A 13,084-nucleotide genomic window follows, 5' to 3' on the forward strand; every position below is an offset into this window, starting at 1 on the left:
GCCGGATGCGGCGCCGACGGCGGCGTTCACCTCGGTGGTGGACGGGCTGGCGGTGGCGGTGGACGGTTCGTCGTCGGCTGATGCGGAGGGGCCGGTGGCGTCCTACGCGTGGGACTTCGGGGACGGCGGGACCGCGTCGGGTGCCAGGGCGTCGCACACCTATGCGTCGGCGGGGGAGTACCCGGTGACGTTGACGGTGACCGACTCGGCGGGGTCGACGGGCAGGGTGACCCGGCAGGTGGCGGTGACCGGGCCGGCGCCGGCCGACGGGTTGGTGGCCGCGGACGCCTTCGACCGCGAGGTGACCGGGGGCTGGGGTCCCGCCGACCTCGGCGGGAACTGGACGGTCTTCGGTGCCGTGGTCGGCGCCACGGTGACCGGCGGGACGGGTGTGCTGTCCGCGGCCGTGGGGGCCTTCCTCGGTGCCGAGTTGCCGGTGGCGGCCGAGGACCTTGCGGTGCAGGCGGACGTGCGGCTGGACGCCGCCGCCACGGGCGGTGGCAGCTACGTACGACTGATCAGCCGGCACGTCGGCGCGACCCGCTACGAGCTGCGCCTGCGATACAGCGCCACCGGTTCGGTGACGGCCAACCTGCTCGCGGTCGTGAACGAGGTCGGGACCGTGCTCGACTCCTACCGGGTGGCGGAGAGCTACGTGCCGGGCACCGTGCTGACGGCCCGGTTCGAGACGGCCGGTAGCGGCACGACGGCGCTGCGAGCCAGCATCTGGGCCGCGGGCAGCGAGCAGCCGGCGGAGTGGCAGCTCGAGGCCACCGACACCACCGCCGCACTCCAGCGACCGGGAGCGGTGCGGGTGAATCTCTACAACTCCACCTCCGCGACCTCGGCGCAGGCCGCCCGCGTGGACAACCTGTCCGTGCAGGACCTGGGGGCCACTCCCTGAACGGGGTGCCGGTGGGGCTCGTCCCGCCGGCACCGTTGCTCGACGCGCCGCCGGACGACGGTGGGCGGACCCGCCTACGGGCCGGTCTGCCCACCGTCGTCCGAGTCCGTGCCACGGCACTCACCCCGCCGGGGGAAGACGTCCCGCCCGGCCGGCCGGAGGATTGCGGGGCGGTCGTGGTGATCCGACGCCACCGCCCGGACGGGGAAGGAGGCACACCCTGTGGGAACCGGGCGGCCAGGCCGGAGTGGTTCCACGCGACAGGCGGTTCCGAGGGCGGTGAGCACGATCGTCCCCTCCGGGCCCCGGCTGCACCGGAGCGGTACCGGCGCCCCGCTGGGCGTCGTCGTCGTCTCCTACGGCAGCGCCGAGCTCCTCAGGCGCAACCTCGCCCCCGCGGGCCTGCCGGGTACGGACGTGCGCGTCGTCGTCGTCGACAACTTCTCCTCGGCGGCCGAGCGGGGCGCGGTCCAGGAGCTCGGCGCGGCGCACGGCTGGCACGTCGTCGCCATGCCCGACAACCGCGGCTTCGGCGCCGCGTGCAACGCTGGGGTCGAGGTCGCCCGGGAACTGGGCTGCCGCACCTTCCTGTTCCTCAACCCCGACGCGGTCGTCACGCCCGGCGTGGTGGCCGAGTTGCGTGCACAGAGCCTGCGCGAGCCGCTCTCGCTCATCAGCCCGCGCCTGCTGTCGAGCGACGGGGACGTCGTCTTCCTCGCGGCCCGCACCGACCTGCGCGACGGCCGGGTGCGCCGCCGCCCGAGTGCCGACGGTCCGCGCAGCACCGAGCCCGGGGACTGGCTCTGCGGCGCCTGCATGGTCGTCCACGACGAGCTGTTCAGCCGGATCGGCGGCTACGACGAGGACTACTTCCTCTACTGGGAGGACGTCGACCTCGGCTACCGGGCGGTCGCCGCAGGTGCCACCGTGGTCCTGCGCGAGGACCTGGTGGCCGTGCACGACGAGGGTGGCACCCACGGCCCGCGCCACGGACGCGCCAAGTCCGCTCTGTACTACCGCTGGAACTGCCGCAACCGCCTCGCCTTCGCGGCGCGGAATCTGGACCGGCGGCTGCTGCTGCGGTGGGTGCTCGCCACCCCGGCGGTGAGCTGGGACATGCTCCTGCGCGGAGGCCGGCGCCAGCTGCTGCGCTCCCCACGGCTGCTGTGGGCGGCGGTGGCCGGCTCGCTCGCGGGGCTGGCGATCGCGCTGCCCGTGGTCGTGACCGGCCACCGGCCGCCCCGCCCGGCAGTCCTCGTCGTCCATCCCGGCGCGGAACTCTACGGTTCCGACCGGGTGCTGCTGGAATCGGTCGAGGCCCTGGTCCGGCGGAGCGCGGTGACCGTCGCACTCCCCGGGCCAGGCCCACTCGAGGCCGAGCTCGAAGCGCGCGGGGCCCAGGTGGTCCACTGCCCGATGCCGGTGCTGCGCAGGGCGGCCCTGCGCCCTCGCGGCGCCCTCCGGTTGCTCGGTGACGCCGTCCGGGGACTGGTGCCGGCGTACCGCCTGCTGCGGCGGCACGGTGCCGGCGGGGTGTACGTCAGCACGCTGACGATCCCCTCCTGGGTGCTGCTGGCCCGGGCCGCCCGCCGGCGGGTGGTGTGCCACGTGCACGAGGCCGAGCGGGGTGCACCCCGGCTGCTGCGCCGGGGCATGGCGCTGGGGCCGGCGCTCGCGCACGGGGTGGTGGTCAACAGCCGCTTCAGCCTCGAGGTGCTCGTCGAGGTCACCCCGCGGCTGCGCGGCCGCAGCACGGTCCTCTACAACGGAGTGCGGGGACCGGGGACGCCGGTTCCCGCGCGGGCCGGGCTGACGGGCCCGGTCCGTCTCCTCTTCATCGGCCGGCTGTCCGCGCGGAAGGGGCCGCAGGTGGCGGTCGCCGCGCTGCGCGAACTGGTCGCCCGCGGCGTGGACGCCCGCCTGGCGCTGCTCGGCTCGGTGTTCGAGGGCTACGAGTGGTTCGAGGACGAGCTGCGCGCCGCCGTCTCGGCCGGCGGGCTCGACGACCGGGTGGAGTTCCTCGGGTTCCACCGGGACGTCTGGCCGCACCTGGCCGCAGCCGACGTCGTGCTCGTGCCCTCGGTGGTCGACGAGCCGTTCGGCAACACCGCGGTCGAAGCGGTGCTAGCCGCCCGGCCGCTCGTGGTGAGTGCCACCAGCGGCCTGCGTGAGGCCGCGGCGGGGTACGCCTCCGCCCAGGCGGTCGACCCGGCCCGGCCGGCGGCCTGGGCCGACGCGGTCGAACGGGTCGCGGCGGACTGGGCCACGTTCCGTCGGCTGGCCCTCGACGACGCCGCGACCGCCCGGGACCGGCACGCGCCCGCCCGGTACCGCGAACGGCTGGCCGACATCGTCGTCGGCCCGGCGGGGGGCGCATGACCGCCCGGATGCCGGCGCCGTCCGTCCCGGGCACCGCGCAGGACGCGGTCCGGGTGACCATCGCCGTGCCCACCTACCGGCGCCCCGACGAGCTCCGCGCGCTGCTGCCGCTCCTGCTGGCGCAGGCGCGCGAGGTGGCGGCCGGCGGCTATGCCGTCGACGTCCTGGTGGTGGACAACGACCCGGGCCGCGGAGCCGCGGTCACGGTGTCGGAAATGACCGCTCCGGAGCTGCGGTACGCCGCGGAACCGACCCCGGGGATCGCCGCCGTCCGCAACCGCGCGCTCGCCGAGGCCGCCGGTGCGACGCTGCTGGCCTTCATCGACGACGACGAGCGCCCGCAGCCGGGCTGGCTGGCGGCCCTGCTCGACACGTGGTCGGCCACCGGCGCCGCCGCGGTGTCCGGCGTGGTCATCAGCGAGTACGCCGGTGCGCTGGATCCGTGGATCGACGCGGGGAACTTCTACTTCCGCAGCCGCAGGCCCACCGGCACCCCCATCGACGTGGCCGCCTGCGGGAGCCTGCTCCTCGACCTGGACCAGATCCGGTCCCTCGGCGTGCGGTTCGAGTCCGCCCTCGGCCTGGCCGGCGGCGAGGACACCCTCTTCAGTCGTGCCCTGACCCGCGCCGGCGGCCGCATCGTGTGGTGCGACGAGTCGGCCGCGATCGACTGCGTGCCGGTCGAACGGATGACCCGGGCCTGGGTGCTGACCCGGGCCTGGAGCCACGGGAACACCGCGGTCCTCACCGAGCTGCGACTGACCACCGGTGCGTCAGCCCGGCTGCGCGTGCGCGCAGCCGGGCTGGGCGGCGGGGTGGGGCGGGTCGTCGCCGGGGCCGTGCGCTGGAGCTGGGGGATGCTGTCGCGGTCGGACCGCCACCAGGCCCGAGGGCTGCGGGCGCTCCTGCGCGGCGCCGGCATGGTCGGCGGGGCCTGCGGCCTGGTCTTCGAGGAGTACGCCCGGTCCGGTCGCCGCTGGCGGCTGGCACGAGGAGGAGTCCGATGAATGCGCTGGCAACAGCACGATCGGCCGCCGTGGCCGCGCGGCGGTCCGCCCGCCGCTCGGCCGGGACGCTGCTGGGCTCGGCGGTCGAGGTGCGCACCGAGCGGCCGGAGGTGGTGCTCACCTTCGACGACGGCCCGGAGCCGGGCGGGACCGACAAGGTGCTGTCCGCCCTGGACGGCGCCGGGGCGACCGCGACGTTCTTCGTGCTGCTCACCCGGGTCCGGAGGTATCGCTCACTGCTCGACGAGGTGCTGGCCGCCGGGCACGAGGTCGCCCTGCACGGGGTCGACCACCGGGCGTTGCCCACGTTGCCCGCGGACGAGGTGGCTCGGCTGGTGCGCGGTGGCCGGGCGGAGCTGGAGGATGCGACCGGCCGGCCGGTGCGCTGGTTCCGCCCGCCGTACGGCCGGCAGACGTTCCGGAACTGGCGTTCGGTCACCGGTGCAGGATTGATCCCGGTGCTGTGGGGGCCCACCACCTGGGACTGGAAGGACGTGTCGGTCGCCGAGCGCGTCGCCAAGTCGCAGCAGGGCGTCCGGTCCGGCGCGATCGTCCTGGCCCATGACGGCTTCGCCGGGCCGGCGGACGGCGCCTGCGACGGGCCGCCGCCGGTACTGGACCGCGGAGAGGTGATCGCCGGGGTGCTGGAGGCGTACGCCGATCACGGCCTCTCCGCCTGCTCGCTGGAGCACGCGCTGCTCTCCGGTGACCTGGTCCGCGAGACCTGGTTCCCGGGCTGAGCGACCCGGTCCGAGGGGTCACCCCCGCCCCGCCGCGAGGCCATCTGCCGTCCCCAGGCCGCGACGCCGGCCAGGTCCCGCCGGATCGGCGGCGCCACGGCGGCCAGGGCGTAGGCGGCCAGCCCGGTGAGCAGGCCGGCAGCCAGGCGGCCGGCCGAGGGCCAGCCGACCGACATCTGGGTCGCGGCGAAGCATGCCGCGCCGGCGGTACCGGCGCACGCGGTGACCCGTAGCGCGCCGAGGTAGAGGTCCCGGACCGGCACCACCGTGGTGCGGGACAGCCACCACAGGGACAGCGGCCACTCGATCAGCGCGGCCGTCGCGTAGCCGGCCGCCACCCCCACCACCCCGAAACGGCTGCCGACGCCGATGCACACCGCGCTGAGCACCAGGGATACGAGGGTGTACCGGAACAGGGCACCGGACAGCCCCCGGGAGAGGTAGACCCAGTAGCCCACGAAGGACAGCGTCTGGGCGCTGCCGGCCACGGCCAGCAGCGCCAGCACGGGGGCCACCTCCGTCCACCGGTCGCCCAGCATGACGTCGACGAGGGGCCCTGCGGCGCCGGCGGCCAGTGCCATCCCGGCCACGAGGGAGTACCCCAGCGCGAGCTGGCTGCGGCGCAGGTACTCAGCCGCCCGGTCCGGATCGTCCTGGAGCCGTGACAGCACCGGGACGGCGACCGTCGTCGCCGGCGAACGCAGCTGGTTGAGGGGGGTCATCAGCAACTGGAAGCCCCGGTTGTAGATGCCGAGGGCCGCCGGTCCGGCGGTGAGGCCCAGCAGCAGGTTGTCCAGGTTGTTGCCGACGTAGTACACCAGCTGGGTCCCGGTGAGGCCGCTGCCGAACCGTACGAGAGGGGTCAGCCCCACGCCCCTCCTGGGCCGGCGCGGCCTCCACCGGCCGAGGCGGACCACGATCACCAGCGCAACGGTTCCCTGGGTCAGCTGCTGGGCAACCAGCGCCCAGTAACCGGCCCCGGCGGCAGCGGCACTGATCGCGACCCCGAAGGCCGCCAGCTGGGCCGCCAGATCGCAGCCGGCCACGCCCCCGAAGCGGAGGTCGCGGATCAGCCCCGCCCGGTACTGGGCGGCCAGCCCGTTGAGCACGAAGGTCAACGCCAGGCAGCGGACGACCCCGGTGAGCTCCGCCTCCCCGAATGCCCCGGCCACCGGCTCAGCGGCGAGCACCGCGACCCCTGCCAGCGCAAGGCCCGCGGTGACGTTGAGCCAGAACAGGCCGTCCCGCTGCGCGGCGGAGAGCTTGGGGGCCCGGATGGCCGCGGTCGACAGGCCCAGGTCCCGGAAGACCTCCCCGATGCCCACGACGACCAGTCCGACGGCGAGCAGGCCGTAGTCCTCGGGGCTGAGCAGCCGGGCGAGGACGACGACGGACGCCAGTTGGAGGAGGATGCGCAGGCCCTGACCGGCCAGGGTGACGCCGGCCCCCCGGGCGGCTGCCCGGCCGAGGCCCTCCGGCGACCGTCCGACCGTGTCCCCCTGCGACGGCGCGGGCACGGCGGGAGCGGTGCTCTCACGCATGCGTCGGGTCCTGGAGCGCGGGGGCCTCGCGTGGGAGCGGGGCGCCGGCGACGCGGGCGTACTCGCCCATCACGTGGCCGAAGGCGCCGGTGACCAGGCCGGCATAGCTGGCCAGCGTGGCCGCCGCCCGTCCCCGGGCGCGGAGACGGCCGGTACCCACGGCCACAGCCCATGCGCCGGCTGCCTGGATCAGCCGGACGGCGGCCCTGGCCACGACGGTGGCGCGCAACCGCATCCGCCCGGCCGGGCCCTGCGAGAGCACGAGCTCGGCCCGGCTCCAGGAGCTGCCGGACCGGAAGCAGCGGCGCAGCACCCACCGCCGCGTCAGCCGGTCGGCGGGCACGGGCTCGACGGCTTCGGCCTCGTCGCACCAGCGGATCTCCTCGCCCGCACGGACGAGGGCATGCGTGAAGAGGGTGTCCTCGCCGCCGGTGAGGCCCAGCTGCTCGTCGAACCGGAGGCCCAGCGCCCGCACCGTGGGCAGATGGAGCAGGAGGTTGCCGGCGCCGGCGCCGGCAACGCGCGACCCGGTCGGCTTGCGGGGGCGGTCGAAGACACCGCTACCGGCGATCCAGGGGTCGATCGACTCGGGGACCGCACTGCTCACGGGACCGGCCACCGCGGCGCAGCCCCAGTCGCGCCAGGCGTCGGTGAGCCGGCGCAGCCAGTCGGGGAAGGGCCGCTCGTCGTCGTCGACGAACACCAGGACCGCAGCCTGCCCGGCTTCGGCCAGCGCACGGTTGCGGGCCGCGGAGATACCTGGCCGGGGCTCGTGCACGTACCGGACACCCCGCCCCGCCCAGCGCTGCACGACCTCGGAAGCGTCGCCGTCGGGATCGTTGTCCACGACCAGGATGCCGGCGCGGGGCACCACGGTGGAGGCCTGGGCCACCAGATCCGCCAGCAGGGTGGGCAGCAGATGCGTGCGCCGGTAGGTGAGCACGGCGATGACCGTGGCGGCCCCGGCGTCTTCCTCCACCACGTGCGGCTCCTCGGTCGTCGGTCCAGCCCGTAGTGCTCCATCGACCGCAGACGCCCGGAGCTTGACCCGTCCCGTTCCGTGCCCGGGCACGGTCATGGGGCGGTGGCCGACAGGCGCGGCAGCGCGAAGGCCGGCTTGGGAGCGGGGGCCGCGGCGATCGCGCCGTCCTCGCGGATCGGTACGCGAGGCCGCAGAAGGAGCCCCAGTGCCAGCACCAGGGTGTCCACGTTGCTGGCCATCGGGCCGAAGAACAGGCCCCAGAGGGCCATCGGCACGAGCAGGCACACCAGGCCAGAGGCCTGCCGGCGGGCGAGCTGCTCGGCCAGCCCGATCAGCACGAGCACCCCCGTGGCCAGGCCGAGCAGGGCGCCGGCCGGTCCGAGCGCCGCCCACAGGTCGGCGACGATCGAGTGCAGCTGCACCCCGCGGGCCAGCATGAAGTTCTCGACGTAGCTCTCGGCCGTGGGGATGTTGGTCACCGCGATGCCGGCCTTCGCGAGCAGCAGGTCCTCGCTGTTGGGCACGGTGCCCAGCCCGAAGCCGAAGGGATGCGCCGGGAGCAGCGCCCAGGTCACCGTCCACTCGGGGCGACCGCCGAGCAGGAGGGAACCGGTCTGGGCGATCTGGGTGGCCGTCCGCTGCTGGACCTCGGCGCCGAGCGCCCCGGCGAGCATGAGCTCGGTCAGCAGCCGGTAACCGCCGTAACCGATCGCGGCGACCACCGGCAGGGCCGGCCAGCGCCACCGCCGGTGCACCGGGCGGTCCGGCGCAGGTCGCCGTTGCCAGAGGACCAGCGCCGCCCCCACCACGCAGAAGCCGAAGGCGCTGCGGGCGTCGTTCGTGACGTTCAGGAGGGCGAGGACGCCGAGCGCGGCCGCACCGAGGGCTGGTCGGCGTGCGCCGACGGCCAGCGACAGCGCGATCACCATGAGCGGTGAGGAGAGCTGGAACTTCCAGAGGTTGGCCGTGCCGGCTGCGGAGCTGAGCTCGGTGAGCAGCATGCCGACCCCGAAGGCGATGCCGAGCACCGGTATCGGCAGCACCCCGCGTGCCCACAGCAGCACCCCGACCCCGCCCACGGCGCCGAGGACCGCCGACCCGCGGGCGGCAGCTTCGTACGGTGCGAAGCCGTGGTCGGGGGAGTACCACCAGGCGAGCAGGGCCCCCGACAGCAGTCCGACGCCGGTGAGGACGAGCAGGAGGGTCATCCCGCGGTGCCGGCGCACGGCGGGCAACCAGAGCGGCAGCAGGGCCACCGCGGCGAGCAGACCTGCGGACAGGCCCATGGGCAGGGGGCGGGTGACACCGACCATCGTGGTGGCCACCACCGCGACGGCCCGGGATGCCGCGACCTGGGCGGCTGCGGGTACCGCACGATTCGGGGACGAGAGGTCGGTCGCCGCGCAGCGGCCGTCGAGCCACCGGGTCGCGTCTCCACGGAGACCGGCCAGCAGCACCGCCCGCGCACCGGCGTTCGCCGGCAGGAGGCCGTCGACCACCACCCCGGTGAGCGGAAGACCGGAGGAGTGCACGTCCTCCAGCGCTGAGCTGAGATCGGGAGCGGTCGTCGCCCGCCCGTCGGCGACGACGAGCACGCCATCCCACGGCCCGCCGCTCCCGCGCAGCTCGTGCGGGCGGAGCGCGATCAGCTCCAGACCCGGGGCGCTCAGCTCGGCGGCGAGCGGCCCGGTGTCCGTGGCCGCCCCCAGGAGGGCGATCCGCCGACCGGACCCGCCGGTGGGCCCCGGGCGCAGGGTCCATCGCAGCCGGATGATCTCCTCGGCCCGATCCGGCAGGTCGACCGACGACCGGCGCACTGCCCACGGGGAGCGGCGCCCCTCGACCGCGAGTGCCGCCCCGGGCAGCAGGCCGAGCACGGGCGCGTTGGTCAGGCGGGCCACGTCCCAGCGCCCGCGGACGCGGGGACGGCCCAGCTCCGCCAGGCCGGCGGCGACCGCCGCCGCACCGGCGCCGGCCGCTGCACCGAGCACGAGCAGGACGGCCGCCGGGCGGGAGGCCGGCACGGGTGCCGCGGCGTCCTCCACCACGGTCACGGCCAGCTGCGGTCCGTCGTCGCCGGCGAAGAGTTCCACAGCGCTGCGCCGCGTCTCCTCGGCCACGGTCCGCGCCACGGCGGCCGCCTCGGCCGGTGTGCCCCGGGTGGAGACGAGGTGGAGGACGCTCGCGTCGCGGTCGACGGTGACTTCGAGGCCGGCGCCGGGCGATCCGCCCGGATCCAGGCGGTCGGCCACCCGGGCGAGAACGGACGACGACGACGCGAGCTCCGCCACCGAGGGCAGGACGGTCGTCCGCACCCGGGCGGCCGACGACGGGTCCTGCTCATCGGCGACGACCGCCGCGTCCACGTAGAGGGTTGCCTGCGCCTGGTAGGCGGCCGGGGTCAGCAGGGCGGCGGCAGCGGCCAGGAGCATGCCGACCGCACCGGCCGTGACCACCCAGACCCAGCGGCCGGCGATCGCCCGGGCGTAATCCCTCAGTTCCACGGTGCCCCCTCCCGGCGTCCGTGGGCCATCGTGTCGCACATCCCGTGCCGATCGGCCGGCTCGGCGGTGATCCGTGCCCCTGCATGACCCCATGGGGTGGCTCCGGCCCGTGCAGCGCCGCCCGTACGACGTCGCGAGCAGCACACTCGCGTGCATTGAGCCGGCCGGCGCAGGGCCGGACGGCCCCGTGCGTCCCGGGCGGCAGCGTCCCGCTGCGCCCGTGTGCACAGACGAGGAGTGCCAGTCGTGAACACCCGAGGTGCGTTGCACGTCCTTCGCCGGCGGTGGACCGCGGTCCTCGCCACGACCGTGGTCGGCCTGCTCGGTGGGCTGGTGTACTCCGCGACGGCGCCGGTCACCCACGAAGCCACAGCAGGGGCCTTCTTCTCGCTCGTCTCGGGCAGCTCGGCCTCGGACCTGGTGCAGGGATCGACGTACGCCCAGAACCAGGTGGAGTCCTTCGCCCAGCTGGCCAGGACCCCGGAGGTCCTCCAGCCGGTCATCGACGAGCTGGGGTTGGCCGCGACCCCGGCCCAGCTCGCCGCCCAGATCGAGCCGACCGTGCCGACGGGCACCGTGATCGTCCAGGTGACGGCGACCGACGAGTCCGCCGAGCGCAGTGCCGCGCTGGCCAACGCGGTGATCATCTCGCTGTCCGACGTCGTCGAGCGGATCGCCCCGAAGGACGAGGGCGGCCGGTCGACCGTCGTGGCCACCACGGTGGCCCCCGCGGAGGTCCCGACCGCTCCGGCGTCGCCGGACGTGCCCCTGGCCGTCGTCGCCGGTCTCGTACTGGGCCTGCTCGCCGGGTTCGCGCTCGCCTGGCTGCTGGAGGCCTTCGACACGCGGGTCCGCGACGCCGAGGTGGTGGCGGAGCTGACCGACCTCCCGGTCGTCGGCAGCCTGCCGGCCTGGCCGGCGGACAGCGGGCAGGTGGTGGTGACCGCTGCGCCGCACAGCCCGGCGGCGGAGAGCTTCCGCCAGCTGCGTACCAACCTGGAGTTCCTCCGCGTGGGCGAGGGGGGCGTCCTCGACGAGGGACGGGCCCAGGTCCTCGCCGTGACCTCGGCGCTGTCCGGTGAGGGCAAGTCGACGGTGTCCGTGAACCTGGCCGCGACCCTGGCCGAGACCGGCGCGCGGGTCCTTCTCGTGGATGCCGACCTCCGTCGTCCGGCGGTGGCCGGCGTGCTCGGGATCGAGGGCGGTGTCGGGCTGACCACCGTGCTGGCCGGCCAGGCCGACGTCGAGGACGTCGTCCAGGAATGGGGCCCGGTCGGGCTGCACGTGCTGCCCTCCGGCGCCGTCCCGCCGAACCCGGCCGAGCTGCTGAGCTCGCCGGCGATGCGCGCACTGATGGCCCGGCTGCGCGGCACGTACCAGTACGTGGTCGTCGACACGACACCCGTGCTGCCGGTGGCTGACGCGACCGTGCTCTCCCGGGTCGTGGACGGGATGATCGTGGTGGCCAACGCCCGCCGGGTCCGCCGGCGCCAGGTGGGCCAGACCCTGGCCGGTCTGGCCCAGGTCTCCGCCCGCGTCCTCGGGGTCGTCCTCAACCAGGTGCGCCGCGACGAGGAGGCGTACTCCTACGCGCGCACGCCCTCCGCGGCGGAGCCGGCCGACGGCGCCCTGCAGGCGAGCGCGGACCCCGTCGCCCGCCAGCCGGTCGGGTGAGCGGCACCGGAGTAGGGCCGCTGCTCGTCGTGTGCACGGGCAACATCTGCCGTTCGCCGGCCGCAGAGCTGCTGCTCCGCGCAGGCCTGGGGGACGACGCCGGCATCGCCGTCGCCAGTGCCGGCCTCGACGCCCGTGCCGGTGAACCGCTCGCGCCGCCGACGGCCCGGCTGCTGGCCGCGCGCGGGCTAGAGCCCGGTGGCTTCGTCGCCCGTCAGCTGGAGCCGGCGCTCCTGCGCACGGCCGGGGTGGTGCTGACCATGACGCGCGCCCAGCGCTCGGCGGTGGTGGCCCAGGCCCCGGCCACCGTCCGCCGGGCGTTCACGCTGCACGAGTTCGCCGGGCTGGCCCGGTTGTCGGGCGCCCTTGCGGGCGACGGTGGGCCCGCGGGCCGGCTGTCCGCCCTCGTCGCGGCGGCGCCCCGGCTGCGCGCCCTGCGCACCGGCGCCCGGGACGACGACATCGAGGATCCCTACCGGAGGTCCGAGGAGACGTTCGTGCGTGTGCTGACTCGGATCGAGTCCGACGTGGCCACGCTCCTCGACGTCCTGACCCCCGGGTTCGTCAGCGACTCTGCGTGAGGGGGCGCGCCTGGTCGGGCCCTACTCGGTCCCGCACCATCAGGTGAATGACCCCTCGGGGCGATGACAGTACGTAGTCAGTCCTGGTGGACTGGTCACTGACATCGGCAGTGGACTGCCACGGGGGAGATGCAGCATGACTCGAGTCGTCGGCTACGCGCCGGGCGCGTACGACCTGTTCCACGTCGGACACCTCAACCTGCTCCGGCATGCGGCCCAGCACTGCGACCACCTCATCGCGGGTGTCGTCGCCGACGAGGTGCTCGTGCAGACTAAGGGGCGGGCGCCGCTCATCCCGCTGGCCGAGCGGATGGACATCGTCCGCAGCCTGCGCATCGTCGACCAGGTGCACGCCGAGGTGGTGCCCGACAAGCTGGACACCTGGCGCGAGGTGGGCTTCGACGTCATCTTCAAGGGCGATGACTGGCGCGGCAGCGAGAAGGGCCGCCGGCTCGAGCGGGACTTCGCCGCCGTCGGCGTCGAGGTCCGCTACTTCCCGTACACCGTGCACACCTCGAGCACGGCGCTGCGCCGTGCCCTGGCCGCCCTCGAAGGGGCTGCGGTGCGCGAGTCCCACAGGGCGCAGGCCATGGCCTTCGCCCACGACCGCCGGAGCTGACGCGATGGCGTCGCCGACCGGCGACGGCGACCGGCCGGCCCGCGGTCGACTGCCCCGTTGGGGGTGGTGCCGCGGCTGGACCGTTGGAAAAGCGCCCGTCCACCGGTGGACTGACGTGAGGACCGGGGCCCCGTCGGGGTCGGGCCGGAGGGG

At 75.3% G+C, this 13,084-nt stretch carries 10 protein-coding genes; 7 read left to right on the top strand and 3 right to left on the bottom strand.

What is annotated here, in order from left to right; all coding sequences use genetic code 11:
• The 4 genes from C5507_RS11740 to C5507_RS11755 all read left to right on the top strand — a co-directional run.
• Nucleotides 1–904 (top strand): PKD domain-containing protein (locus tag C5507_RS11740; RefSeq protein ID WP_158657583.1); only part of this gene is annotated, 904 nt, incomplete at its 5' end.
• A gap of 279 nt (nt 905–1,183) precedes the next feature.
• Nucleotides 1,184–3,283 carry a glycosyltransferase gene (locus tag C5507_RS11745; protein ID WP_158657584.1) on the top strand — a complete coding sequence of 700 codons (2,100 nt, stop codon included), beginning with the start codon at nt 1,184–1,186 and terminating at the stop codon, nt 3,281–3,283.
• Entirely contained in the window at nt 3,280–4,290 is a 1,011-nt protein-coding gene (locus tag C5507_RS11750) for a glycosyltransferase family 2 protein (RefSeq protein WP_207225913.1), read from the top strand. The genes C5507_RS11745 and C5507_RS11750 overlap by 4 nt, the downstream gene beginning before the upstream one ends.
• On the top strand, nt 4,287–5,030 hold the full coding sequence (locus tag C5507_RS11755; protein ID WP_104528715.1) for a polysaccharide deacetylase family protein: 744 nt from the start codon (nt 4,287–4,289) through the stop codon (nt 5,028–5,030). Before C5507_RS11750 ends, C5507_RS11755 begins: the two co-directional genes overlap by 4 nt.
• Here C5507_RS11755 and C5507_RS11760 read toward each other — a convergent pair.
• The 3 genes from C5507_RS11760 to C5507_RS11770 all read right to left on the bottom strand — a co-directional run bounded on the left by C5507_RS11760 (nt 4,952) and on the right by C5507_RS11770 (nt 10,057).
• Complete coding sequence (locus C5507_RS11760; protein ID WP_104528716.1) at nt 4,952–6,571, bottom strand: lipopolysaccharide biosynthesis protein; 1,620 nt, start codon at nt 6,569–6,571, stop codon at nt 4,952–4,954. The genes C5507_RS11755 and C5507_RS11760 overlap by 79 nt on opposite strands.
• On the bottom strand, nt 6,564–7,553 hold the full coding sequence (locus C5507_RS11765; RefSeq protein WP_158657585.1) for a glycosyltransferase family 2 protein: 990 nt from the start codon (nt 7,551–7,553) through the stop codon (nt 6,564–6,566). The genes C5507_RS11760 and C5507_RS11765 overlap by 8 nt, the downstream gene beginning before the upstream one ends.
• A gap of 92 nt (nt 7,554–7,645) precedes the next feature.
• Nucleotides 7,646–10,057 carry a GumC domain-containing protein gene (locus C5507_RS11770; protein ID WP_104528718.1) on the bottom strand — a complete coding sequence of 804 codons (2,412 nt, stop codon included), beginning with the start codon at nt 10,055–10,057 and terminating at the stop codon, nt 7,646–7,648.
• Between the two features lie 246 nt (nt 10,058–10,303).
• On the opposite strand from C5507_RS11770, the gene C5507_RS11775 reads away from it, so the two are divergent.
• The 3 genes from C5507_RS11775 to C5507_RS11785 all read left to right on the top strand — a co-directional run bounded on the left by C5507_RS11775 (nt 10,304) and on the right by C5507_RS11785 (nt 12,931).
• Nucleotides 10,304–11,731, top strand: coding sequence for a tyrosine-protein kinase domain-containing protein (locus C5507_RS11775; protein WP_158657586.1), 1,428 nt, complete (start codon nt 10,304–10,306; stop codon nt 11,729–11,731).
• Nucleotides 11,728–12,312: an arsenate reductase/protein-tyrosine-phosphatase family protein gene (locus tag C5507_RS11780; RefSeq protein ID WP_104528720.1), complete on the top strand. Its 585-nt coding sequence runs from the start codon at nt 11,728–11,730 to the stop codon at nt 12,310–12,312. Before C5507_RS11775 ends, C5507_RS11780 begins: the two co-directional genes overlap by 4 nt.
• A 136-nt stretch (nt 12,313–12,448) precedes the next feature.
• Nucleotides 12,449–12,931: an FAD synthase family protein gene (locus C5507_RS11785; protein WP_104528721.1), complete on the top strand. Its 483-nt coding sequence runs from the start codon at nt 12,449–12,451 to the stop codon at nt 12,929–12,931.
• Nucleotides 12,932–13,084: the final 153 nt, after the last annotated feature.

The sequence above is a fragment of the Blastococcus saxobsidens genome, assembly GCF_002938435.1.
Taxonomy (GTDB): Bacteria; Actinomycetota; Actinomycetes; order Mycobacteriales; family Geodermatophilaceae; genus Blastococcus; species Blastococcus saxobsidens.

Bases quoted from the DNA above. Each gene is read 5' to 3' on its own strand.
- C5507_RS11750 (WP_207225913.1), top strand. From the start codon at position 3,280: ATGACCGCCCGGATGCCGGCGCCGTCCGTCCCGGGCACCGCGCAGGAC.
- C5507_RS11755 (WP_104528715.1), top strand. From the start codon at position 4,287: ATGAATGCGCTGGCAACAGCACGATCGGCCGCCGTGGCCGCGCGGCGG.
- C5507_RS11760 (WP_104528716.1), bottom strand. From the start codon at position 6,571: ATGCGTGAGAGCACCGCTCCCGCCGTGCCCGCGCCGTCGCAGGGGGAC.
- C5507_RS11785 (WP_104528721.1), top strand. From the start codon at position 12,449: ATGACTCGAGTCGTCGGCTACGCGCCGGGCGCGTACGACCTGTTCCAC.